The sequence below is a fragment of the Pseudohongiella spirulinae genome (assembly GCF_001444425.1).
GTDB lineage: Bacteria > Pseudomonadota > Gammaproteobacteria > Pseudomonadales > Pseudohongiellaceae > Pseudohongiella > Pseudohongiella spirulinae.
The window spans coordinates 2,146,948-2,168,542 of the sequence record NZ_CP013189.1 but is presented as its reverse complement, the minus strand read 5'-3'; the positions used below and the strand labels follow the sequence as shown (position 1 = coordinate 2,168,542).

Below are 21,595 nucleotides of genomic sequence, written 5' to 3'. Positions count from 1 at the left end.
ATGTACGCACCCAACAGCGCCATTGCCCAGTATCAACGTGTCAATAATGTTGGCTCGGTAGAAGGTGCCAACCCCCATCAACTGATTCTGATGCTGATGAACGGCGCTCTGGAGCGATTGACTCAGGCTCGTGGTGCCATCGAGCGTCGTGATATTGCCCTGAAAGGTGCCATGATCGGCAAGGCTACCACTATCATTGGCGGTCTGCAGGGCAGTCTGGATCGCAATCAGGCACCGGACTACGTGGATAATCTGGATCGCCTTTACGATTACATGCAGCGCCGCCTGCTGGAAGCCAACCTTAAAAACGACGTGACCATCGTTGATGAGGTCTCTGATCTGCTGAAAACCCTGAAAAGCACCTGGCAGGAAATTGATCCAGCTCGCAAATCGGCATGATGACCCTGTTTTAACCCATATTGATGTTTGACGCCGAACAAGCGCTCATTGTCTAATTGAGGCTTTTGAAGGCAGAACAATTTGCGTGCTCACCATCTGGGTGAGCCGGTATGGGCATGACACGAATATTACTGATTGAAGACAGCAAAAAACTCAGCCACGATCTGGAAATTGTGCTGCAGTTTCTGGGTGAGTCCACGGTCACTGTGCCACGTACCCGGTGGTCTGAACAGCTGTCCGAGCTGCAGATTGAGCCAGACGAGCTGAAGCTGGTGCTGGTGGGTCACTACAAACCATCTTTGATGCAGACGCTGCTGGAAGAACTGGTGGCCTGGCATGATGGCATACCACTGGTGATTCTGGGTGATCAGGACATGCCCGGGCTGCCAGATGCGGTGCTTAACCGTCTGGTCGCCACGCTACCCATGCCGCTGAGTTATCAGCCCATGCTGGATGCGCTGCACAAAACTCAGGTTTACGGTGATCATTATGCGCGCCTGCGCGAGATCGGCAAGGTGCGCGACTACAATATGTTCCGCAGTCTGGTCGGCGACAGCCCGGCGGTGCAAAAAATCCGTCAGGTCATGTCGCAGGTGGCCAATACTGAGGTCACGGTGCTGATTACCGGCGAGTCGGGTACCGGCAAGGAGGTAGTCGCCCGCAATCTGCATGCTAACTCGGCGCGCTCAACCAAACCTTTTGTTCCCATTAACTGCGGTGCCATTCCTCCCGAGCTGCTGGAAAGCGAACTCTTTGGTCACGAAAAAGGTGCGTTTACCGGCGCAATTTCCACCCGTGTTGGCCGTTTTGAGCTGGCTCAGGGCGGCACACTGTTTCTGGATGAGATCGGCGACATGCCCCTGAATATGCAGGTGAAACTGCTGCGGGTGATTCAGGAGCAGTGTTACGAGCGGGTGGGTGGTACCAAGACCATGCAGACCGATGTGCGCATTCTGGCCGCTACCCATCGTAATCTGGAGGACATGATCAGCGAGGGTAGTTTCCGCCAGGATCTGTTTTATCGTCTGAATGTGTTTCCCATCGAGATGCCTTCGCTGCGCGAACGTGCCTCCGACATTCCGCACTTGCTGAACGAATTGATCAGTCGGCTGGAGCACAGCAAACGTGGCTCTGTGCGTTTCAACTCGTCAGCCATCAAGGCGCTGTCGCAGTATGCCTGGCCGGGCAATGTGCGGGAGCTGGCCAACCTGGTGGAGCGCATGGCTATTTTGCATCCGCATGCCGTGGTGGGTGAGAACGATCTGCCCGAACAGTTCCGGCGTCCGCTGGATGTCGCGCTGGCTGATGAGCCACCAGCTATTCCTGTGGGCAGCACGCCGGTCGCCGACGAAAACAATAGCGCCGGTGGCATGGCCGAGATGATGCTGAGCAGTGGTAATGTTGATAACAGCCATTTGCTGCCGCTGAATGGCCTGGATCTGAAAGAGTATCTGGCCAATCTTGAGCGCAATCTGATTGAGCAGGCGCTGGATGACAGCGGTGGTGTGGTGGCCAGAGCGGCCGACCGACTCAATATTCGCCGCACCACACTGGTGGAGAAGATGCGCAAATACGATTTGCAGCGCTGACGCAAATGGGTCGAAATAGCGCCGCCGTATGGCGTAACCGGAATATTATTGATTCATCTCAATGGATTTAAGCAATAGCTCGGTGCGCGTGCCGCCTTCCACCTGTTCCAGTCGGGCCAGAGTGTATTCGTGATCGACGGCCAGCCAGATGGTCGTGCTGCGGTCACGCTCTGGTGCACGTACCCTCTCAATTTTTAGAGTATCGACTTCACCAAGCAGTGTTTCTATGCGCTCTGCCCCCACGATGGTGTAGGTGTGAATATCCACTTCATTCCAGTCCATCAGTTCGTATTGTAGCGTCTGGCCGCCGGCAGTCAGGTCGGTGGTTTGCGCCAGACGCAGCAGATCGGCACTCATTTGTGCGGTAAAGCTCAGATTATCCAGCAGTCCGCCTTGCAGCTCTGCCTGTTTCTGTCGCTCATCGCGGTTCATCATCGCAATCGATGAGTCCCAGTCAAAACTGATGCGCTCATCGCGCTTGCGCACGCCGCCCTGCCGGTAGTGATAGTCCAGCGGTACAGCGCCCCGGTCGCTCCAGTTGAATTGACTGCTTTCTTCCACGGAAATCAGGGTGGCACCCAGTACCGACAGCTCCAGTCCGTGACGAACGTGGTAGCTGTCGTCTTGCTGCAGATTGAGCTGGCGGTAGGCCTCGGTGCGAAAACCCATAGCGCGGGCCTGATAGGTAGCAGCGTAAGGTGTGGGGGCGGGCAGGGCAACGCCATCAAGTTCGATGCCGGATTGCGCCAATGATGTAGATGTGGCCATTAACAGACTGCTGAACAGGGCGAGCTTTCCGGCCATCAACATGCAAGTGCGAGTGTTGGTCATGCAAATCTCCTGGTCTGTCCCTTGATATCTGTGTGTCGCCCGGCTGATTTTTTCGTTGCCCTAGCTGATCGGGTCGCGAACACCTTGCGGCGGCAGGATCTCTCCGTCCAGCTCGGGTCCCTGTGCTGTCAGGCGCAGACGTCCGGCGGCAAACCACGCAACTACCTGCGGGTAAATGCGGTGTTCCTCAACGGCCACACGCTGCTGCAATGATTCAACGCTGTCCTCAGCGCCGATCTGGATCACAGCCTGTCTGACTACCGGGCCACCGTCAAGTTCCTCAGTGACAAAGTGCACACTTACCCCATGCTGGCGCTCACCAGCCTCCAGCACCCGTTTATGTGTTTGCGTGCCTTTATAGGCCGGCAACAACGATGGGTGGATGTTTAACAGTCTGCCCTGATAATGCTGAACAAAACCTGAACTGAGAATGCGCATAAAGCCGGCCAGCACCAGCAGGTCCGGCTTGCACTGGTCGATCAGTTGAATCAGCGCGGCATCAAAGGATTCACGGCTGTCAAAACTCTTGTGATCCACTACCTGAGCGGCAACGCCTGCGGCTGCGGCGCGCTGCAGCCCGAAGGCTTCCGGGCGGTTGCTGATGACGGCAACAATGCGGTAATGGCTGTTGGCCTGCGCATCCAGCAAGGCCTGCAGATTGCTGCCATTGCCTGAAATCAGCACCACCACCCGGCATGGCCGCGCGGGATTGTGTGCCTCACTCATGCATATTGACCTGTCACATTGACATGCGGTTTTTGCTGATCACTGTCGACGATCCTCCCGATGATCGCGGCGCCGCGGGTCATTTGGCTCAAAATTTCCACCGCCTGTTCAGCGTCTTTCTCGGGCACGCAGACAATCATGCCCAGGCCGCAGTTGAAGGTGCGCAGCATTTCGCGTGGCGCAATATCGCCGTTGCTCTGCAGCCAGTCGAAAATCGCCGGGCGCTGCCAGCTATCGCTGTCGATGTTGGCCTGCGTGTAGTCGGGCATGACCCGCGGCAGATTTTCCAGAATGCCACCGCCGGTAATATGTGCCATACCGTGCACGGGCACCTGCCTGATCAGCTCTTGCATGGCTTTGACGTAAATTTCGGTGGGTGTCAGCAGAACTTCACCCAGGGTGGAGTCACCAAAAGGATCGTCCAGTTTTGCACCGCTTACCTCAATGACTTTACGAATCAGCGAGTAGCCATTGGAATGCGGACCTGACGAGGCAATGCCGATCAGGCAGTCGCCACTCTGAACCTTGTCATTGGTGATGATGCCGTCTTTTTCAACAACACCGACGGAAAAACCAGCCAGATCATAGTCACCTTTCTGATACATGCCTGGCATCTCGGCCGTCTCGCCACCAATCAGTGAGCAATTGGCCTGGCGGCAGCCTTCACCTATGCCGCTGACCACTTCGGTGGCAACATCCACATTCAGACCACCTGTTGCGTAATAATCCAGAAAGAACAGCGGTTCGGCACCGCAGACAATCAGATCATTTACGCACATGGCCACCAGGTCAATGCCGATGGTGTCATGCCTGCCCATGTCAATCGCCAGCTTCAGCTTGGTGCCCACGCCGTCGGTGGCGGAGACCAGCACCGGTTTCTGATAACCCTGTGGCAGCTCACACAAGGCACCAAAGCCACCCAAGCCGGACAGTACTTCGGGACGACGGGTGGATTGAGTGACCGACTTTATCTTTTCCACCAGCGCATCGCCGGCATCGATATCCACACCGGCGTCTTTGTAGCTGAGGCCTGTCGTTTTAGGGTCGGACGGGGCATTGTGATTAGTCATGGTGGTGGTCGCTGAGTCCTTGTATATTGAATGCTGGGAGTAATGATTTTACAGGCCGCGTATTTTAACAGTTGGCGCACTCTTCGTCAGTCGATTATTATGCGCGCATGTCTGATCTTACTTACAAGCCGCAAAAGTGGTTGTCGATGCAGGTGCCGTTGGCAATTTTACGGTCGCTGGGTGCATTGATTCTGATATTGATGAGTCTTGCCGCACAGGCGCTTCCGGTGCAGGGCCTTTACGAAAGCGAAATTGCTGTGAGCAATCAGAGTGAGGCTGAACGGAATCGGGCCTATCGCCAGGCACTGGAGCAGGTGGTTGTCAAAGTGACTGGCGAGCGGCGCTGGCTGGACAATGCTCGTATTGCGCAGGCACTGAGCACGGCTGGCAGCTATGTGGCTGAAGTCAGCTACCGGGCAGAAAACATGCAAGGCTGGATTCATGTGCGATTTGATCAGCGTCAGCTGGACGCACTTTTGAATCAGGAAAACATTCCGGTCTGGGATAACAACCGTGCCTCAGTCCTGATGCTGCTGACCATTCAGGCAGCAGATGGTCGGCGACAAATGCTCAGCTCCAGTTCTGAACATGATTATCTGGAACAGGCAAAGCAGTTTGCTGACAGGAGAGCTGTGCCCGTGTTGTTCCCTCTTCTCGATTTGACCGACCGGCGGCTGGTTAGCAGCCAGCAGGCCTGGGATCTCAGCAATGAGGCACTGAGCGCTTTGGCTGAGCGTTACGCGGCTGACAGTATACTGGCGGCCCGTATTCTGGAGACCGCCGATGGCCAGCAAGTGGGTCTGTGGAAGTTTTTGTTTCGCGATTCAGAGACTGTTTTTGATCACATTGCCATGAGCAGCGAGGCTTACATGGAAATGCCGCTGGATCGGGTTACTAACCGCCTGGCACAGCATTTTGGTCTGGTGTTAAGCGAGTTTGACCGGCGCGAGCAGGTGACGGTGCGAGTGGATGGCGTCGGAACATTAAGTGATCACCGACAATTGGTAAGTTACCTGGAGTCGTTGACTGTGGTGCGTTCTGCCAGGGTGGCGGCACTGCATGGCGATTCGGTTGAGTTGCGTCTGGATCTGGCCGGCAATCAGCAGATACTGGCGGAATTTATCAGTCTGGGGCGTGATCTGCAGACGGTGAGCGCTGCAAACGATGCACGGCAAACGGCTGACCTGCATTATCGATGGACGCGTTGATGACCGGTCGTGCGCCCAGGCAATTATCACTGCGCGTCAGTCTGGATGATGAGGCCACTTTCAGTAATTTCTTTGTCCCTTCCGATAGCGCTACGGGTGCGCTGGCTGTCAAACATCTGCAGCAGCGCCTGTTGAATTGGCAACAGTGTGAGGCGCGCAAGGGTGCCACATTGCTGGAGGATTTTACCTGGCTGTGGGGTTCACAGGGGGCGGGTTGCTCACATTTGCTGCAGGCTGTCTGTCACGCTGCGGATGAAGCAGGGCTGAAGGTTTTTTATCTGGATTTTGCGGACGCGGACTCGCTTCGCCCAGAAGTACTGGACGGTCTGGAACAGCTTGATGTGCTGTGCCTGGATCATCTGGATCAGATGCCGGCACAGTCCGCCTGGGAACAGGCGCTGTTCGGTCTGTACAATCGTCTGGCGCAGTCTGGCTGTGCCCTGATCGCGGCCGCTTCGCGCAGTCCACAGCAGATGTCGTTTATGTTGCCCGATCTGCTCTCGCGGCTGCAGTCTGCTGCGGTATTTTATGTGCAGGTGCTGGACGACCAGCACAAGGCTGCCGCGCTGCAGATGCGGGCAATACGGCGCGGGTTTACGATCAGTAATGAGGTGGCAGAGTTTCTGGTGCGTCGCAGTGAGCGCAGCACCAGCAGCCTGTTTAGCCTGTTGAATGAGCTGGACCGTCACTCACTGGAAGCAGGGCGCAGAATTACCATTCCGATGCTCAAGACTTTGATGGGCTGGTAGGGCTCATCAGGTTCTGGCCCAGATACTTGCGGGCGACCCGTATATACCAGATCAGTGCACAGAACAGTGCAGTGCACAGAACACTGTAGAGCAGGCCATAGAACAATTCACCCGGCACAAACGACACCACCACGGCATGCACAAAATACATCAGGATGGCGAAGCTCAACCAGGCGTGAGTGCGAAGGTGATTTTTTCGCAGTCCCGGCCAGAAGATTGACAGGGGTAAGATCCGGAAAACCCACCAGAAAATGGCAACCGCCAGTGGTGCGCCCTGGAAGAGACTCACCAGCGCATCACCGGTGAACAGGCCCAGTATGCCAAAGTAAGAGACCATCACCGCCATGCGGGCGTTTTTTACAGGTTTGGGTACCGGTTGCCACACTTCCGTCATGATGATGTTCCTGTCAATTGCAAGGTCAGTGTGCCAAGCCGTTTGCCCAGCGCCAGGCACAGGGTACTTTCGTCTTCGCTTAGCGGCAGGTCACTGTTGGCTCCGGCCAGATGGCTGGCCCCATAGGGGGTGCCACCACTTTGAGTGCGCATCAGCGCCGGCTCACTGTACGGCAGACCGCAAATCAGCATACCGTGATGCAGTAGTGGCAGGGACATGCTGAGCAGGGTGCTTTCCTGGCCACCATGCATGCTGGAGGTGGAGGTGAATACCGCCGCTGGTTTATTCACCAGAGCACCCGTGGCCCACAAAGCGCCAGTGCCATCCAGAAAATATTTCAGGGCTGCAGCCATGTTGCCAAAACGGGTCGGGCTGCCAAGTGCGAGGGCACTGCAGTAACGCAGATCGTCCTCGCTGCAGTATACGGCACCTTCGGCAGGCACGGCTGGCGCGCTGGCCTGGTGGTCCGGCGAGACGGTTGGCACGGTTCGAAGCCGCGCTTCAATGTCACCGGCCTGTTCGATACCGCGGGCAATCAGCCGGGCCATGGCGGCGGTGGCGCCGGAGCGGCTGTAGTACAACACCAGCGCATAAGGAATATCTGCCATCTTAGTCTCCGCTCTGTCAGGCCAGCAGGGCCAGTACGTTTTCCGGTGGGCGACCCAATACGGCCTGTCGTTGTGTCTGCTTGCCCTCGGTCCGCGTCCTGACAACAATCGGCCGCTCTATCAGACGCGGGTGATTGTGCATAGCACTGATCAGAGCCGCATCATCCAATGAAGGGTCCGCCAGGGACAGCTCTTTGTATTCGGCCTCGCCCTTGCGCAACAGTTCGCGGGCACTGATACCCAGCAGCTCCAGCAGCTCGCGTAGTGTATGCTGCTCCGGTGCTGAGTCCAGATACAGAATCTGCTCTGGCTCGATGCCGTGCTCCTGCAATAAGGCCAGTGCCTGACGGGACTTGGAGCAGCGTGGGTTATGGTAAATCTGGTATTCGGTCATGAGTCTGAGTGTTGTTCCTTGATAAGTTCAGAAAAAGTTTTGTTGCCACAGTTTTCGTGTCCATGCGTTTCCGCGGTATCCAGCCAGCGGCGGACCTGCGCCAGCTCGGGCACGGCGGCATGCCAGTGCGCCTGGTCATAGGACCAGTGGCGCAATTGTTTATGCAAATCAGAAATGCGCAGCGAGTCGACGCTGTGCACGGGTAAATAACGGGGCGGATGTTCATCTGTACTACTGATAAAACCAATATCAGTGAGCGTCTGCAGGGCGCTTTCCAGAGCGGGTGTGCCCAGATGTGTATAGGCTAATAGTTCTTCCAGCGTCCACGGTGGTTCGTCGTTTTGAAAGCGCCGAATGATCAGGTAAGCAACGCTCAGATTCAACTCTTCCTGATCACGCAGGCTTAACTTAAGGGGCTTGCGGCCCGTGCGGGTTTTGGAGGGATACTGATGATAAAACGCCACTGAAGAGCCGATCAGTAGCATCAACCAGCCCAGGTAGATAAACAGCATCAACAGGATCAAGGCAAAAAAAGCCGCGTAAATGATGGCGTTGGGAGAGTTGACTGTGATGAAATTCTGGAACACCCAGGCCATGACCTTCCAGGCGACGGTGGTGACAATGCCGCCGATAAAAGCCGAGCTGAATTTAACCCGGGTGTTGGGGATGAAACTGAATGCAAACGCAAAGGCCAGCGACATAAATACCGCCGGCATGACCGCGGCCATAAATTGCAGGATGCTTACCCCGACGCTGAGAGTCTCCAGGTAGCGCACAAAAAAGGTGGTGTTCACATAGGAGGCGATACCCACCGACAGCAGAATCAGCAGCGGGCTGACAATGACAGCAAACAGATACTCACTGACGCGATTGGCCAGTGAGCGGGCCTGCGAGACAGACCAGATGTAGTTAAAAGTCAGCTCTATGCGCTGCATCATGGTCAGCACGGTATACAGCAGCACGCCCAGGCTGACTACACTCAATACATCAACCCGCACGTTATCAACAAAGTTGACCACGTTGCTGGTGATATCGGTGCTGTACTCCCCCATAAAGGGTTCCAGCAGCCCCAGCAGCATTGGCTCCATGGCGTTGTGCACACCCAAGCCCTTTAATACTGCAAAGGTCAGAGCCAGCAGCGGCACAAAGGCTATTACCGTGTAGTAGACCAGGCTCATGGCCCGCAATGACAGGTGGCCTTCGGCCATGTCGCGGACGATGGCGTAGGCTATTCGCAGGGCCTGCATGCCGGTTCGGCGCCACCAGGGATTGCTGGTCGCGTCATCGCGCCACAACCACTGCTCGGTGAGTTGTTTCAGATCTGCAAGAGATCGAACCTGCATGTCAGACTCCTGTCAGTCATGGCGACAGTTGTTCAAAGCGAGATGCGTTGTGCCAAAAAACTGATGATATCATCATGCACCACCATTTCCGGCTCGCTGGCGCGGCGGGCTTTGTACTCAAGCTGGCCGTTTTCCAGTCCGCGGTCAGATACCACAATGCGATGCGGGATGCCCATCAGCTCCATATCGGCGAATTTCACACCGGGGCTGGTCTTTTTGTCTCGATCATCCAGCAGAACTTCATAACCGGCTGCCTGTAGTTCGGCCATCAATTTTTCGCTGACCTGGGTGACTTTTTCGGATTTGTGGGCATTCAGCGGAATAATGGCTACCTGAAAAGGTGCCAGGGCATCCGGCCAGATGATGCCGTTTTCGTCATGGTTCTGTTCAATAGCGGCGGCGACGATACGGCTGACACCAATGCCATAACAGCCCATGGTCATCAGCACCGATTTGCCGTTTTCATCCAGTACGGCGGCATTCATGGCCTGACTGTATTTGGTACCTAACTGGAAAATGTGACCGACCTCAATGCCGCGCTTGATAGACAGCGGGCTGTGACCATCCGGGCTGATATCGCCTTCGCGTACCTTGCGGATATCGGCAGTACCCGTGTACCGGCAGTTGCTGTCCCAGTTGGCATCGCGCAGATGCTTGCCGGTTTTGTTGGCACCGCAGACAAAATTGCGCAAGGCTTCGGCACTGCGGTCAGCAATGACCGGGAAGGGCAGGTCGATTGGTCCCAGGCAGCCGGGTCTGCAGCCTACGGCAGCCACCACTTCTTCGTCGCTGGCAAAGGTCAGCGGCGTGACAATGCCGGTGAGTTTTTCGGCCTTGATATCGTTTAATTCCTGATCACCACGCAGCACCAATGCCATCAGGCCGTGCGGGTTGTCATCCGTCACGGCCGCTTTCACAATCAGGGTTTTGAGCAGGCGGCGCGCCTCGATCTGCAACAGCTCTGCGACGTCATCAATGGTGTGCGCAGTGCCGGTGTCGACCTCTGAGGCGGCTGCGGCCACGGGTTCATCGGCAGAATAGTCCAGGTCGGGCATGTGACCGTCGGCCAGTTCAATATTGGCGGCGTAACTGCCATCGGCGCTGAATACAATATCATCTTCGCCGGAGTCGGCCAGTACGTGAAACTCGTGTGAGGTGCTGCCGCCGATGTTGCCGGTATCGGCCAGCACGGCGCGGAAATCCAGACCCAGGCGGGTAAAGATGTTGCTGTAGGTCTGGTACATAACCTCATAAGTCTGCTGCAGGGATGCTTCATCCAGATGGAAGGAGTAAGCGTCTTTCATTAAAAACTCGCGCGCGCGCATCACGCCAAAACGGGGGCGGCGCTCGTCCCGGAATTTCATCTGAATCTGATAGAAATTGGCCGGTAGCTGCTTGTAGCTGTTGAATTCGTTGCGGATCAGATCGGTAATGACCTCCTCGTGGGTCGGACCCAGGCAGAAATCACGGTTGTGACGATCCACAAAACGCAGCAGTTCAGGGCCCATCTGATCCCAGCGACCAGACTCCTGCCAAAGCTCGGCTGACTGTACGACCGGCATGGATACTTCCAGTGCACCGGATTTGTTCATTTCCTCGCGCACCACCTGCGTGACTTTTTGCAGCACTTTAAGCCCGGCTGGCAGCCAGGTGTACATGCCGCTGGCCAGTTTGCGGATCATGCCCGCGCGCAGCATTAATTGGTGGCTGATGACTTCTGCATCGGCCGGTGTTTCTCGAAGGGTGGCTATCAGATATTGACTGGTACGCATGGACTATCCATAGAACGGTTAATGGCAAAAAACCCGCGAACTGCCTGGCAGAACGCGGGTACAGAAGTTTTCGGCTGCTTGCTCTGCGAAGCGTTTTACTGAGCAAATTCCTTGAGCTTTTTCAGCGGCAGGACCTTGACCCGGGTGCTGGCCGGCTTTTTTGGAATGTCCATGAATTCACCCGGTCGGAAGGGGTTGGGGACATTTTTGCGGGCCGGTTGGGCCGGCTTTTTTACGGCTTTGATTTTCAGCAGGCCGGGCAGGGTGAATTCGCCGCAGCTGCGCTTTTTGATGTGACGCTCGATCAGATCGCCCAGTTCGTTCAGAACGGCATCTACCTGTTTTCTGCTCAGCTCAGTGTTCTGGGCTATTTCGGCCAGGATGGCTGACTTGGTGTATTTCTCGGTAATCGCAGTGGTTTTTTTCTTGGGGGCTGGTTTTGCTGTTGCTTTGCTCGCTGCCATGCTGCTTCTCTTCTGAAATTAAATGAGTGGATTGAAAATTCCTTTAGAGACGCTATTTATAAAGGATTGAATGGGTAGTAGCAAGCCTGGAATGACGGGGGTTGGAAAAGCGTCAATTCAGGTGATGAATACAGATAAAACAGGTATAATCGGCGGCTTTTCAATAAGTCTGCTTTTAAACTGAAAATCAGGCGGAGGTCACGGTAGAATCATGCCAATCTATGAATATCGGTGTGCACAATGCGGGCATCAACTGGAGGCTATCCAGCGTATGAGCGATGCTCCGCTGACAGAGTGTCCGGTTTGTCATAAGCCGGCTCTGGCCAAGCAGGTATCAGCTCCCAGCTTTCGGCTGAAAGGTGGTGGCTGGTACGAGACTGATTTTAAAACGGGCAACCGTAAACACGGGACCCAGGACTCCGCCGGCGACAGCGGTTCAAAAAGCAGCGCAGCCAGCACACCGGCGGCCTGATGGTCACCGGTGCGTTAAACAACGCACCACGCTCACAAAAGGAAGACAGGAAACAGTATGCGCAGCCATTATTGCGGACAACTAAACGAAGCCCATATCGGCGAAACAGTCAGCTTGTGCGGCTGGGTGCACCGGCGCCGGGATCACGGTGGTGTCATATTCGTTGATTTGCGTGACCGGGATGGTTTGAGTCAGGTGGTGTTTGACCCTGATCGGGCAGAGACCTTCGCTCTGGCAGAAACTCTTCGCAATGAATTTGTAGTGCGTGTCACCGGCCTGGTCCGTGCTCGTCCGGAAGGCACAGTGAATCCGGAGTTGCCTACGGGCGGTATTGAAGTGCTGGCGCATGAACTCGAAGTGCTGAGCGTGGCCCGCACGCCGGCCTTCCAGCTGGATGAGCACGCATCGGTCAGTGAAGATGTGCGACTGCGCCATCGATATATCGATTTGCGCCGTCCGGAGATGATTGACCGGCTGCGTTTCCGCTCCAAAGTGTCCAATACCATCCGTAACTTCCTGGATGATAATGGCTTTCTGGATATTGAAACCCCGATCCTGACTCGTGCGACGCCGGAAGGAGCCCGCGATTATCTGGTGCCCAGTCGCACTCATCCGGGTGAGTTTTTTGCCCTGCCGCAGTCGCCGCAGCTGTTCAAGCAGATTCTGATGGTGGCCGGCATGGACCGTTATTACCAGATCGCCAAGTGTTTCCGAGATGAAGACCTGCGCGCCGACCGCCAGCCGGAATTCACCCAGATTGATATAGAAACCTCATTCATGGATGAAGAGGGCATCATGTCGATTGCCGAGACCATGATCCGGCAGATCTTCCAGCGCCACCTGGGCGTGGATTTGGGCGATTTCCCGCGCATGACCTGGACTGAAGCCATGCGCCGTTTTGGCTCGGACAAGCCGGATCTGCGCATCGATATGGAATTTACTGATATTGCCGATCTGATGGCAGGGGTGGATTTTAAAGTGTTTGCCGGTCCTGCTAACGATCCGCAGAGCCGGGTGGTAGCGCTGCGTGTGCCTGGTGGTGCAACGCTAAGCCGCAAAGAAATTGATGACTATACCCGTTTTGTTGGCATTTACGGTGCCAAGGGTCTGGCCTGGATCAAGGTCAACGACATAAATGCCGGGCTGGAAGGTCTGCAATCGCCCATCATTAAATTTATGCCGGAAGATGTTGTGCATAAAGTGCTGGCGCGTGCGCAGGCGACTACTGGCGACATCATCTTCTTCGGGGCCGACAAGATCAACGTTGTTAACGAAGCCATTGGCGCCCTGCGTCTGAAGGTGGCTGCTGATACCGGTCTGGTGCGCGAAGGCTGGGCGCCGCTGTGGGTGGTGGACTTCCCCATGTTTGAGACCGATAAAGAAGGTAATCTGAATTCTCTGCATCACCCGTTCACAGCGCCGTCGTGCTCGCCTGAAGAACTGCGTGACAGTCCTGCGACGGCATTGTCGCGTGCCTATGATATGGTGCTCAACGGTACCGAGCTGGGTGGGGGTTCCATTCGTATTAACCGCCCGGACATGCAGCAGGCTGTGTTTGAGGTGCTGGGCATCGGTGAGGAAGAAGCACAGGAAAAATTCGGCTTCCTGCTCAACGCGCTGGCGTCCGGTTGTCCGCCGCATGGTGGTCTGGCCTTCGGCCTCGATCGTCTGATCATGCTGATGACCGGTGCATCGTCTATCCGTGAAGTGATTGCCTTCCCGAAAACGCAGTCGGCGGCCTGCCCGCTGACCGACGCGCCGGGACCGGTGTCGACCAAGCAACTGCGCGAGCTGAATATCCGTCTGCGTGAGACTCAGCAGCAGGCTCAGCAGTCATAAAAACAAGCAGGGCCGCTGTGCGATACGCGGTGGCCAGAGGTCACAGATGACATTGATACTTGGCATTGACCCGGGTTCGCGGGCGACCGGATACGGCGTCATCGAGTCTGTGGGCAATCGCCTCAAGTATGTTGGCTGTGGCTGCATCCGTCCGACGCCGGGTGATCACCCGGCGCGTCTGAAAGATATTTTCCGGCAGCTCAGTTCGGTGATTGAGGAATACTCTCCCCAGGAATGCGCCATTGAAGAGGTGTTTCTGGGCAAAAGTGTTTCCTCGGCGCTTAAACTGGGTCAAGCCCGAGGGGCTGCCATGGTAGCCTGTCTGCATGCTGATTTGCCCGTGGCTGAGTATCCTGCGCGCACTATCAAACAGTCGGTAACTGGCTCAGGCGCTGCCGATAAATCCCAGGTTCAGCACATGGTACGTGTGCTATTGGGTTTGCAGGGTAAATTGCAGGCTGATGCCGCCGATGCGCTGGCGATTGCAATCTGCCATGCCAATACCCGTGTCAGTATGATAAAAATGAGTGCGGCATCCGGATTCAGCCGGCGCCGGTTTCAGGGGCTATGATGCTGATAACATTCCTGATACAAAGTTTGGGGCGATGACAAAGTGATAGGACGCATTACAGGGACATTGCTGGAAAAAAAAGCACCCGAGTTGCTGGTCGATGTGGCCGGTATCGGTTACGAGGTGCAGGCGCCCATGAGCACCTTCTATCAGTTGCCGGCAACCGGTCAGGGTGTAGTCCTACATACACATCTGGTAGTGCGCGAAGATGCGCACCAATTGTTTGGTTTTTTTGAGCAACAGGAACGGGAGCTGTTCCGCGCGCTGATCAAGGTCAATGGCATTGGTCCCAAGGTGGCGCTGGCTATCTTGTCAGGTGTGCCTGCTGATGAATTTGTGCGTCTGGTTCACAGCAACGATGTAACGGCGTTGACGAAGATACCGGGTATCGGTAAAAAAACTGCAGAACGTCTGGTACTGGATATGCGCGATCGCCTCAAGTCGTGGCAGATCTCGAGTGCTGGCGAAGATGCCTCCGCACTGCCAGGATTCAGCGAACAGTCCGACGCCAGGCAGGGCAGTGAAGAGGCTGAAACAGCATTGATAGCCTTGGGTTACAAGCCGGCAGAAGCGGCGCGCATGGTGGTGCGTGTGATGCGTGATAAACCTGAGTTAAATCGTAGCGAAGACATCATACGCCTGGCGTTGCGGGCCATGTTGTAATCGGACAGGATACAGACATGATTGGCGATTCCGAACGATTGATTTCACCTGAGCTGGCGCCCCATGAGCAGTCAGTAGATCGCGCTATCCGTCCGCTGGCGCTGACGGATTATATCGGCCAGAGCGACGTCAAACAGCAGATGGAAATTTTCATCAGTGCAGCCCGCAACCGGAATGAACCGCTGGATCATACGTTGATATTTGGTCCGCCGGGTCTGGGCAAAACCACACTGGCCAATATTATTGCCAATGAGCTCAATGTGTCGATAAAAACGACATCTGGCCCGGTATTGGAGAAGGCCGGTGACCTGGCAGCACTGTTGACCAATCTTGAACAGGGCGATGTGCTGTTTATCGATGAGATTCATCGACTCAGCCCGGCTATTGAAGAGATCCTGTATCCGGCGATGGAAGACTATCAGCTGGATATCATGATTGGTGAAGGGCCGGCAGCGCGTTCCATTAAACTGGAATTACCGCCGTTTACGCTGGTCGGTGCTACAACCCGGGCTGGCCTGCTGACCTCACCACTACGGGATCGTTTTGGCATTATTCAGCGTCTGGAATTTTATTCCAATGAACAGCTCAGCGAGATCGTCAGCCGTTCGGCGCGAATTCTGGGTTGCATCATTGATGCTGAAGGTGCCTTTGAAATTGCCCGCCGTTCGCGTGGCACACCGCGCATCGCTAACCGACTGTTGCGCCGGGTGCGGGATTTCAGTGAGGTCAAACACGCGGGTCAGATCAGCCGGGAAATCGCCGGGCAGGCGCTGGACATGCTCAGTATTGATGACAATGGCTTTGATCATATGGACCGGCGTCTGCTGTTGACCATGATTGAGAAGTTTGGCGGTGGTCCCGTGGGTGTGGACAGCCTGGCCGCGGCCATCAGTGAAGAGCGCGATACGATTGAGGATGTACTGGAGCCCTACCTGATTCAGCAGGGTTACATGATGCGTACGGCACGCGGGCGAATGGTGACACCGCACGCCTACCTGCAGTTCGGTCTGCCGGTGCCGGGTGCGGAATAGTCCGCCATGATTTAGCCATATTTGATCAGCCTTAAGACACCCCTGTCTGTATGACAAGTGTCTGAATTACTTTATAATGCGACACGTTTTACTGCTGTAAAACCGGACTGGAGAACAAAGGGTGCACGATTCATTAAATGTCTGGGGCCTGATACTGGATGCCACCATCACGGTGCAGCTTGTCATGCTCACTTTGCTGTTGGCGTCAATTATTTCCTGGGTCATGATTATTCAGCGCTATCTGGTTCTGAGCAGTGCCGAGCAGAGCATGTGGTCCTTCGAAAAGCGCTTCTGGTCCGGTATGGATCTGAGTCAGTTGTACCGCGATGGCAGCAATCAGCAGAAAGAAGATAAACCCACCGGTGGTATGGAAAACATCTTCCGTGCCGGCTTTAAAGAATTCATGCGCCTGCGTCAGCAGGGTGGTGTCAGTGCGGAAGGCATCATGGCCGGCGCGCAGCGCGCCATGCGTGTTGCCTATTCACGCGAAGAAGAAAAGCTGGAAAAGAATCTGCCGTTTCTGGCAACAGTTGGCTCAGTGACACCATACATCGGCTTGTTCGGTACCGTGATTGGTATCATGAACTCCTTTATCGGTCTGGCGCAGCAAAGTCAGGCAACCCTGCAGGTGGTAGCGCCTGGTATCGCCGAAGCGTTGATTGCGACAGCGATGGGATTATTTGCCGCCATTCCGGCAGTGGTTGCGTATAATCGTTACTCATCACGGGTAGATGCCATTGCAGGCAACTACATTACTTTTACAGAAGAATTTGCCGGTATCCTGCATCGTCAGGTTGCCAGCACGCCGAAGTAACTGACCGGGGACTGCGATTTAATGGAAATTGTCCGCAAAAAACGCAGACCGATGTCCGACATCAACGTCGTTCCGTACATAGATGTCATGCTGGTGTTGTTAATTGTGTTTATGGTGACAGCGCCGCTGCTGACGCAAGGTTTGCGGGTGGATTTGCCGCAGGCCAGCTCCGAGCCGCTGGAACTGGATGAAGAAGCCGAGTCGCTGGTAATTGAGCTGACTGCCGATAATCAATATTTTATCAGCCTGGGAGTCACCTCTCAGGATGAACAGCAGCCAGTAGAGCTTGCTCTGATTGGTGAACAGGTTGCCCGCATTGTGGAAGTCAATCCGGGTATCCAGATTTTTGTGGAAGGCGATTCACAGGCCAGCTACGGGCCTTTTATCAGTTTGATGGAGGCATTGCGCGAGGCCGGTATCACCAGTCCGAATCTGGTCACCAAACCACTGGAATAATGGCGTGACAGCATTTAACGGATATCCATTCTCGGTTTTGCTGGCAGTGTTGTTACACGGCCTGATACTGGGTTCGCTGTTTATCATGCAGCGTGCTGATTCCGAGTCGGTGGAGCTGGTGCGCCCGCAGGCAGTCAAAGCCTTGCTGGTGGCGGAAAATCCGCAGACCCGTAACGAACAGATACAGCAACAGCGCACTTTGGAACAACAACGCCAGCAGGAGCAGGCGCGGCAGCAGGAACAGGCCCGTCAGCAAGAGCAGGCCAGGCAGGAAGAAGCGCGTCGTCAAGAGGAGGCGCGCCGCGAAGAACAACGTCAGGCCCAACTGCGACGTGAGCAGCAGGAACGCGAGCAACAGCAACGCGAACAGCAGGAGCGCGACAGGCAGGAACGAGAGCGACAGGAGCAACAGCGACTGGAGCAACAAAGGCTGGAGCAGCAACGTCTGGAGGAACAGCGGCGCCTGGAGCAGCAACGCCAGCAGCAGGCCGCGCAGGAGTCAGCCGCACGTGAGCTGGCTGAAACTGAAGCCGAACAGGTCATGGCCTATACTGGCATTATTCATGATCTGGTTCAGCAAAATTGGTCGCGACCGCCCAGCGCTCGCAATAATATGACAGCCGTGTTGCGCATCCGACTGGTGCCAACCGGAGAAATCGTGGACGTTGAGATAGTGCGTTCCAGCGGTGATGCCGCCTTTGATCGTTCGGCGGAAAATGCGGTGCGGGCAGTCAGGCGTTTCGAGCAACTGCAGGGCATGCCGCCACGCATGTTTGAGCGGAATTTCCGTTCGCTGCTGCTGACATTCAGACCGGAGGATTTATTAAATTGATGTACCGACAGTTTGTGATTCTGGTTCTGGGCGCGCTGCTGTCAGCGCGTGTGATTGCCACTGAGCTGAACATTGAAATTACCCGCGGTGTGGATAACCCCATTCCGGTCGCCATTGTGCCGTTTGCCTGGGAAGGCGCCGGCCTGCCGGATGAAGATGTCGCACAGATTATCGCCAATAATCTGGAGCAGGTCGGTGAGTTCCGCGCACTGTCGCGCGCCAATATGCTGAGTCTTCCTACCGAAGAGAGTCAGGTTCACTACCGTGACTGGCGTATTCTGGCGCAGCAGTATCTGGTGGTGGGCAAAATCAGTCCGGTGCCCGGTGGGCAGATGGTGCAGGTGCAATGGGAGTTTTTTGACATCAATCGTGAGCGCAAGGTAATGGGCGAAGTGTTGACCGGCAGTGTGTCGCAGCTTCGTGATATTGCCCACGAAATAAGTGATGTGGTGTATCAGGAAATTACTGCCCGGCGCGGCGCTTTCTCGACCAAAATCATGTATGTGTCTGCAGAAGGTCCTATCGGTGATACGGTATATCGGCTGCATGTGTCTGATTATGACGGCCGCCGTCCGCAAATTCTGCTGGAGTCGCGCGAGCCCATCATGTCACCGGCCTGGTCGCCGGATGCCAGCCAGATTGCCTACGTCTCGTTCGAAACAGATCTGCCGCGCATCTATATACAGGATCTGGCTACTGGTCAGCGTCGTCAGGTTACCAACTTTTCCGGTATCAACAGCTCGCCGGTCTGGTCACCGGACGGTCGTCGTCTGGCCATGGTTTTGTCGAAAGATGGCAGCCCGGATGTATATGTGCTGGATCTTGCCACTGATGAGCTGACCCGGCTGACCGACCATCCGCGCGCCGAGACAGAACCGGCCTGGACCACGGACAGCCGCAGCGTGATTTTTACGTCGGATCGCACAGGTCAACCGCAGATCTATAAAGCCGATGTGGTGGGCGGTGGATTCCCTGAGCGCCTGACTTTTGATTGTTTTTATTGTGCAAAAGGTCAGTTTCTGCCGGATGGCGTGAATCTGGTGCACGTCCGGCGGGATACACGGCAGGATAATAGCTACAGTATTGCAGTATTAAATGTGGAGACCGGGCGCGTACTGACGCTGACGGATACTTCACTTGACGAATCACCCAGCGTGGCGCCTAACGGAAGCATGATCATGTTTGGTACCACCTACAATGGCAGGGGCGTTCTCGACGCAGTCTCCATTGACGGACGTGTAAAATTCCGTTTACCATCCTCGCAGGGCGATGTACGGGAGCCGTCGTGGTCCCCGTACTTGAATTAGGGCATTGCACAACAATTTGATTGCTAGCTTGTCTATTGGAGGACACTACTTTGGGTACGCAAATGAATAATATATTAAAAACCACAGCACTGGCTCTGAGCATGTTTGCCCTGGCAGCATGTAGCTCTACCAGCGAGCCGGAAGAGACGATGCCGGTAGCCCAGGAATCTGCGGGTGAATCTGCAGCCGCACGTGCAGCCCGTCTGGAGCAGGAGCGTCTGGAGCGTGAGCGCCAGGAGCAACAGCGCCGTGAACAGGCTGCGCTGAATACCACCGTATTCTATTTTGACTTTGACGTGGCCGAATTCCAGCCTTCCGATCGTGAAACGCTGATTGTTCACGCCCGTAATCTGGCTGCCAACCCGAACCGTCGTGTACGACTGGAAGGTCATGCTGACGAGCGCGGTACCCGTGAATACAACCTGGCGCTGGGCGAGCGTCGTGCCAATAACATTCGAGATTTCCTGATTGTTAACGGTGCCTCACGCAACCAACTGGAAACAGTCAGCTATGGTGAAGAGCGTCCGGCCGTTCGCGGTCAGACCGAAGATGCGTACCGTCAGAATCGTCGGGTTGAAATCCAGCCGGCAGGTTAATAACTGATGCACATATCCCGATTGCTGTTCTCCGCTGTGGCGCTGGCTGCCGTTTTTAATACGACAGCCATGGCACAGTCTAACGACGCCATGGTCCTGTTGCTGGACCAGGTTCGTGCTCTGCGCACAGAGGTTGAAACCTTGCGTGGCATGGTTGAAGAGCAGGGGTATGACGTCAGGCGTTTGCAGCAGGAGTCCATGGATCGGTATACCGACCTGGATTCCCGTATCAGTGCCCTGTATCAGGAACTGGAAGCCGGTGTCGCTGCTGCACCAGTCAGCTCTGCTCCGGCAGCGGCCAGTACGGCCGGTATCAGCGCCGGAACCGTGAGCGCATCCCCGGCCAGCCAGAGTCTTGGCACACCGACATTTGTTTCCAGCGATCCGGGCGCACTCAGTACCGGATCGTCCAGCATCAGTCCGGCTGCACCCACAACGCAGCCGGGACTGCTGACTGAACAGCAGTTATATGAATTGGCCCTCGATTCCCTGCTCCAGGATGAGGCCTATCAATTATCCATCACGCAATTTGATCAATATCTGTCCGAGTATCCGGCGGGTCGCTTTGTGACTAATGCCTATTATTGGAAAGGGCAGGCCTACGTGAATCTGTCGATGTTCGAAGAGGCCAGAACGGCCTTCGAGACCATCACCACGCAATACCCCGATGGCCGCAAGATAGAAGATGCCATGTACTCGCTGGGCACGGTCTATCATCGCCTGGGTGACAATGCCCGCGCCAGACAGATGCTGCAGGAAGTGCGGACACGTTTCCCCAATACCTCTGCCGCCAACCTTGCGGATATCTATCTGCGAACTCTGTGAATCTCCGAATCAACGAAATTTTTCACTCTTTGCAGGGTGAAAGCAGCACTGTGGGTTTACCAACTACCTTTGTGCGGCTGACCGGCTGTCCGCTGCGTTGTGGCTATTGTGATACTGAATATGCCTTCCATGAAGGACGGCAGTTGAGTTTTGAACAGATACTGCAGCAGGTTGATGACTACGGTGCCAGGCATGTCTGCGTCACCGGCGGAGAGCCATTGGCTCAACCTAATTGTCTACCGTTGCTGACGGCGCTGTGCGACAAAGGCCTGCAGGTGTCACTGGAAACCAGCGGAGCCATGGATATAGCCTCTGTGGATTCACGCGTGCATGTCGTGATGGACCTGAAGACACCGGGGTCAAACGAATGTGATCGTAATCTGGAATCCAATATTGGCTGTCTGAAACCCATTGATGAAGTGAAATTTGTCATTTGTGACCGACGCGACTACGAGTGGGCCAAGGCAAAAATTGATCAATATGATCTGCGCAACCGGGTGGCGGAAATTCTCCTGTCTCCATCATTCGGGCAGGTGGCGTACCGTGACCTGGCTCAATGGATTATCGACGATCGATTGCCGGTGCGCATGCAGGTTCAACTTCACAAAATTATCTGGGGTGAAGAGCCAGGGCGCTAATAAT

General features: G+C 55.4%; 25 protein-coding genes. 16 read left to right on the top strand and 9 right to left on the bottom strand.

Going from position 1 to position 21,595, the window contains the following annotated elements:
- Both fliS and PS2015_RS10010 read left to right on the top strand, forming a co-directional pair.
- Positions 1-399 (top strand): flagellar export chaperone FliS, encoded by a 399-nt coding sequence (gene fliS / locus PS2015_RS10015; RefSeq protein WP_058022112.1) that lies wholly within the window; start codon positions 1-3, stop codon positions 397-399.
- Positions 400-515: 116 nt separating this feature from the next.
- Entirely contained in the window at positions 516-1,988 is a 1,473-nt protein-coding gene (locus tag PS2015_RS10010) for a sigma-54 dependent transcriptional regulator (protein ID WP_058023262.1), read from the top strand.
- Between the two features lie 45 nt (positions 1,989-2,033).
- On the opposite strand, the gene PS2015_RS10005 is transcribed toward PS2015_RS10010, so the two are convergent.
- The 3 genes from PS2015_RS10005 to purM are packed head-to-tail and all read right to left on the bottom strand — an operon-like array spanning position 2,034 to position 4,615.
- A complete protein-coding gene (locus PS2015_RS10005) occupies positions 2,034-2,819 on the bottom strand; it encodes a DUF3108 domain-containing protein (protein ID WP_058022111.1) in 786 nt (261 codons plus the stop codon).
- Between the two features lie 60 nt (positions 2,820-2,879).
- Positions 2,880-3,545, bottom strand: coding sequence for a phosphoribosylglycinamide formyltransferase (purN, locus tag PS2015_RS10000; RefSeq protein ID WP_058022110.1), 666 nt, complete (start codon positions 3,543-3,545; stop codon positions 2,880-2,882).
- Positions 3,542-4,615 (bottom strand): phosphoribosylformylglycinamidine cyclo-ligase, encoded by a 1,074-nt coding sequence (purM, locus tag PS2015_RS09995; protein ID WP_058022109.1) that lies wholly within the window; start codon positions 4,613-4,615, stop codon positions 3,542-3,544. The genes purN and purM overlap by 4 nt, the downstream gene beginning before the upstream one ends.
- A gap of 107 nt (positions 4,616-4,722) precedes the next feature.
- Here purM and PS2015_RS09990 point away from each other — a divergent pair, with 107 nt between their 5' ends.
- On the top strand, positions 4,723-5,823 hold the full coding sequence (locus PS2015_RS09990; RefSeq protein WP_156412715.1) for a DUF2066 domain-containing protein: 1,101 nt from the start codon (positions 4,723-4,725) through the stop codon (positions 5,821-5,823).
- Positions 5,823-6,572, top strand: a complete 750-nt coding sequence (hda, locus tag PS2015_RS09985) for a DnaA regulatory inactivator Hda (protein WP_169792297.1) — start codon at positions 5,823-5,825, stop codon at positions 6,570-6,572. The genes PS2015_RS09990 and hda overlap by 1 nt, the downstream gene beginning before the upstream one ends.
- Here the strand turns inward: hda and PS2015_RS09980 are convergent.
- The 6 genes from PS2015_RS09980 to PS2015_RS09955 all read right to left on the bottom strand — a co-directional run bounded on the left by PS2015_RS09980 (position 6,550) and on the right by PS2015_RS09955 (position 11,547).
- Positions 6,550-6,966 (bottom strand): DUF2069 domain-containing protein, encoded by a 417-nt coding sequence (locus tag PS2015_RS09980; protein WP_058022106.1) that lies wholly within the window; start codon positions 6,964-6,966, stop codon positions 6,550-6,552. The genes hda and PS2015_RS09980 overlap by 23 nt on opposite strands.
- Positions 6,963-7,574 carry an NAD(P)H:quinone oxidoreductase gene (gene wrbA, locus PS2015_RS09975; protein ID WP_058022105.1) on the bottom strand — a complete coding sequence of 204 codons (612 nt, stop codon included), beginning with the start codon at positions 7,572-7,574 and terminating at the stop codon, positions 6,963-6,965. The genes PS2015_RS09980 and wrbA overlap by 4 nt, the downstream gene beginning before the upstream one ends.
- A gap of 16 nt (positions 7,575-7,590) precedes the next feature.
- Complete coding sequence (arsC, locus tag PS2015_RS09970; protein WP_058022104.1) at positions 7,591-7,968, bottom strand: arsenate reductase (glutaredoxin); 378 nt, start codon at positions 7,966-7,968, stop codon at positions 7,591-7,593.
- The gene (locus PS2015_RS09965; RefSeq protein ID WP_058022103.1) at positions 7,965-9,311 is read right to left on the bottom strand and encodes a YihY/virulence factor BrkB family protein; all 1,347 of its coding nucleotides are present in this window, start codon (positions 9,309-9,311) and stop codon (positions 7,965-7,967) included. The genes arsC and PS2015_RS09965 overlap by 4 nt, the downstream gene beginning before the upstream one ends.
- Before the next feature lie 32 nt (positions 9,312-9,343).
- Positions 9,344-11,083, bottom strand: coding sequence for a proline--tRNA ligase (locus tag PS2015_RS09960; RefSeq protein ID WP_058022102.1), 1,740 nt, complete (start codon positions 11,081-11,083; stop codon positions 9,344-9,346).
- Positions 11,084-11,178: 95 nt separating this feature from the next.
- A complete protein-coding gene (locus PS2015_RS09955) occupies positions 11,179-11,547 on the bottom strand; it encodes an HU family DNA-binding protein (protein WP_058022101.1) in 369 nt (122 codons plus the stop codon).
- A gap of 211 nt (positions 11,548-11,758) precedes the next feature.
- Between PS2015_RS09955 and PS2015_RS09950 the strand changes: the two genes are divergently transcribed.
- The 12 genes from PS2015_RS09950 (at position 11,759) to queE (ending at position 21,591) form a co-directional block, all read left to right on the top strand.
- Positions 11,759-12,019 (top strand): FmdB family zinc ribbon protein, encoded by a 261-nt coding sequence (locus tag PS2015_RS09950; protein ID WP_058022100.1) that lies wholly within the window; start codon positions 11,759-11,761, stop codon positions 12,017-12,019.
- Between the two features lie 57 nt (positions 12,020-12,076).
- A complete protein-coding gene (gene aspS, locus PS2015_RS09945; protein WP_058022099.1) occupies positions 12,077-13,858 on the top strand; it encodes an aspartate--tRNA ligase in 1,782 nt (593 codons plus the stop codon).
- Positions 13,859-13,904: 46 nt separating this feature from the next.
- Positions 13,905-14,429, top strand: coding sequence for a crossover junction endodeoxyribonuclease RuvC (gene ruvC / locus PS2015_RS09940; protein ID WP_058022098.1), 525 nt, complete (start codon positions 13,905-13,907; stop codon positions 14,427-14,429).
- A gap of 42 nt (positions 14,430-14,471) precedes the next feature.
- On the top strand, positions 14,472-15,092 hold the full coding sequence (ruvA, locus tag PS2015_RS09935) for a Holliday junction branch migration protein RuvA (protein WP_058022097.1): 621 nt from the start codon (positions 14,472-14,474) through the stop codon (positions 15,090-15,092).
- 20 nt (positions 15,093-15,112) lie between these two features.
- Positions 15,113-16,123 carry a Holliday junction branch migration DNA helicase RuvB gene (ruvB, locus tag PS2015_RS09930; protein ID WP_418054918.1) on the top strand — a complete coding sequence of 337 codons (1,011 nt, stop codon included), beginning with the start codon at positions 15,113-15,115 and terminating at the stop codon, positions 16,121-16,123.
- A 121-nt stretch (positions 16,124-16,244) separates the two neighbouring features.
- Entirely contained in the window at positions 16,245-16,937 is a 693-nt protein-coding gene (tolQ, locus tag PS2015_RS09925) for a protein TolQ (RefSeq protein ID WP_058022095.1), read from the top strand.
- A gap of 21 nt (positions 16,938-16,958) precedes the next feature.
- Positions 16,959-17,393 carry an ExbD/TolR family protein gene (locus PS2015_RS09920; RefSeq protein WP_058022094.1) on the top strand — a complete coding sequence of 145 codons (435 nt, stop codon included), beginning with the start codon at positions 16,959-16,961 and terminating at the stop codon, positions 17,391-17,393.
- Positions 17,394-17,397: 4 nt separating this feature from the next.
- Positions 17,398-18,225 (top strand): energy transducer TonB, encoded by an 828-nt coding sequence (locus PS2015_RS09915; protein ID WP_058022093.1) that lies wholly within the window; start codon positions 17,398-17,400, stop codon positions 18,223-18,225.
- Complete coding sequence (gene tolB, locus PS2015_RS09910; RefSeq protein ID WP_058022092.1) at positions 18,225-19,532, top strand: Tol-Pal system beta propeller repeat protein TolB; 1,308 nt, start codon at positions 18,225-18,227, stop codon at positions 19,530-19,532. Before PS2015_RS09915 ends, tolB begins: the two co-directional genes overlap by 1 nt.
- A gap of 62 nt (positions 19,533-19,594) precedes the next feature.
- A complete protein-coding gene (gene pal / locus PS2015_RS09905) occupies positions 19,595-20,128 on the top strand; it encodes a peptidoglycan-associated lipoprotein Pal (RefSeq protein WP_058022091.1) in 534 nt (177 codons plus the stop codon).
- A gap of 6 nt (positions 20,129-20,134) precedes the next feature.
- Positions 20,135-20,953 carry a tol-pal system protein YbgF gene (gene ybgF, locus PS2015_RS09900; RefSeq protein ID WP_058022090.1) on the top strand — a complete coding sequence of 273 codons (819 nt, stop codon included), beginning with the start codon at positions 20,135-20,137 and terminating at the stop codon, positions 20,951-20,953.
- Positions 20,950-21,591, top strand: coding sequence for a 7-carboxy-7-deazaguanine synthase QueE (queE, locus tag PS2015_RS09895; protein ID WP_058022089.1), 642 nt, complete (start codon positions 20,950-20,952; stop codon positions 21,589-21,591). Before ybgF ends, queE begins: the two co-directional genes overlap by 4 nt.
- Positions 21,592-21,595 lie beyond the last annotated feature (4 nt).

Bases quoted from the DNA above. Each gene is read 5' to 3' on its own strand.
- PS2015_RS09965 (WP_058022103.1), bottom strand. From the start codon at position 9,311: ATGCAGGTTCGATCTCTTGCAGATCTGAAACAACTCACCGAGCAGTGG.
- PS2015_RS09950 (WP_058022100.1), top strand. From the start codon at position 11,759: ATGCCAATCTATGAATATCGGTGTGCACAATGCGGGCATCAACTGGAG.
- PS2015_RS09960 (WP_058022102.1), bottom strand. From the start codon at position 11,083: ATGCGTACCAGTCAATATCTGATAGCCACCCTTCGAGAAACACCGGCC.
- PS2015_RS09920 (WP_058022094.1), top strand. From the start codon at position 16,959: ATGGAAATTGTCCGCAAAAAACGCAGACCGATGTCCGACATCAACGTC.
- fliS (WP_058022112.1), top strand. From the start codon at position 1: ATGTACGCACCCAACAGCGCCATTGCCCAGTATCAACGTGTCAATAAT.
- PS2015_RS09980 (WP_058022106.1), bottom strand. From the start codon at position 6,966: ATGACGGAAGTGTGGCAACCGGTACCCAAACCTGTAAAAAACGCCCGC.
- purM (WP_058022109.1), bottom strand. From the start codon at position 4,615: ATGACTAATCACAATGCCCCGTCCGACCCTAAAACGACAGGCCTCAGC.
- ruvC (WP_058022098.1), top strand. From the start codon at position 13,905: ATGACATTGATACTTGGCATTGACCCGGGTTCGCGGGCGACCGGATAC.
- PS2015_RS09955 (WP_058022101.1), bottom strand. From the start codon at position 11,547: ATGGCAGCGAGCAAAGCAACAGCAAAACCAGCCCCCAAGAAAAAAACC.
- pal (WP_058022091.1), top strand. From the start codon at position 19,595: ATGAATAATATATTAAAAACCACAGCACTGGCTCTGAGCATGTTTGCC.
- wrbA (WP_058022105.1), bottom strand. From the start codon at position 7,574: ATGGCAGATATTCCTTATGCGCTGGTGTTGTACTACAGCCGCTCCGGC.
- PS2015_RS10010 (WP_058023262.1), top strand. From the start codon at position 516: ATGACACGAATATTACTGATTGAAGACAGCAAAAAACTCAGCCACGAT.
- PS2015_RS10005 (WP_058022111.1), bottom strand. From the start codon at position 2,819: ATGACCAACACTCGCACTTGCATGTTGATGGCCGGAAAGCTCGCCCTG.
- purN (WP_058022110.1), bottom strand. From the start codon at position 3,545: ATGAGTGAGGCACACAATCCCGCGCGGCCATGCCGGGTGGTGGTGCTG.
- arsC (WP_058022104.1), bottom strand. From the start codon at position 7,968: ATGACCGAATACCAGATTTACCATAACCCACGCTGCTCCAAGTCCCGT.
- hda (WP_169792297.1), top strand. From the start codon at position 5,823: ATGACCGGTCGTGCGCCCAGGCAATTATCACTGCGCGTCAGTCTGGAT.
- aspS (WP_058022099.1), top strand. From the start codon at position 12,077: ATGCGCAGCCATTATTGCGGACAACTAAACGAAGCCCATATCGGCGAA.
- tolB (WP_058022092.1), top strand. From the start codon at position 18,225: ATGTACCGACAGTTTGTGATTCTGGTTCTGGGCGCGCTGCTGTCAGCG.
- ybgF (WP_058022090.1), top strand. From the start codon at position 20,135: ATGCACATATCCCGATTGCTGTTCTCCGCTGTGGCGCTGGCTGCCGTT.
- PS2015_RS09990 (WP_156412715.1), top strand. From the start codon at position 4,723: ATGTCTGATCTTACTTACAAGCCGCAAAAGTGGTTGTCGATGCAGGTG.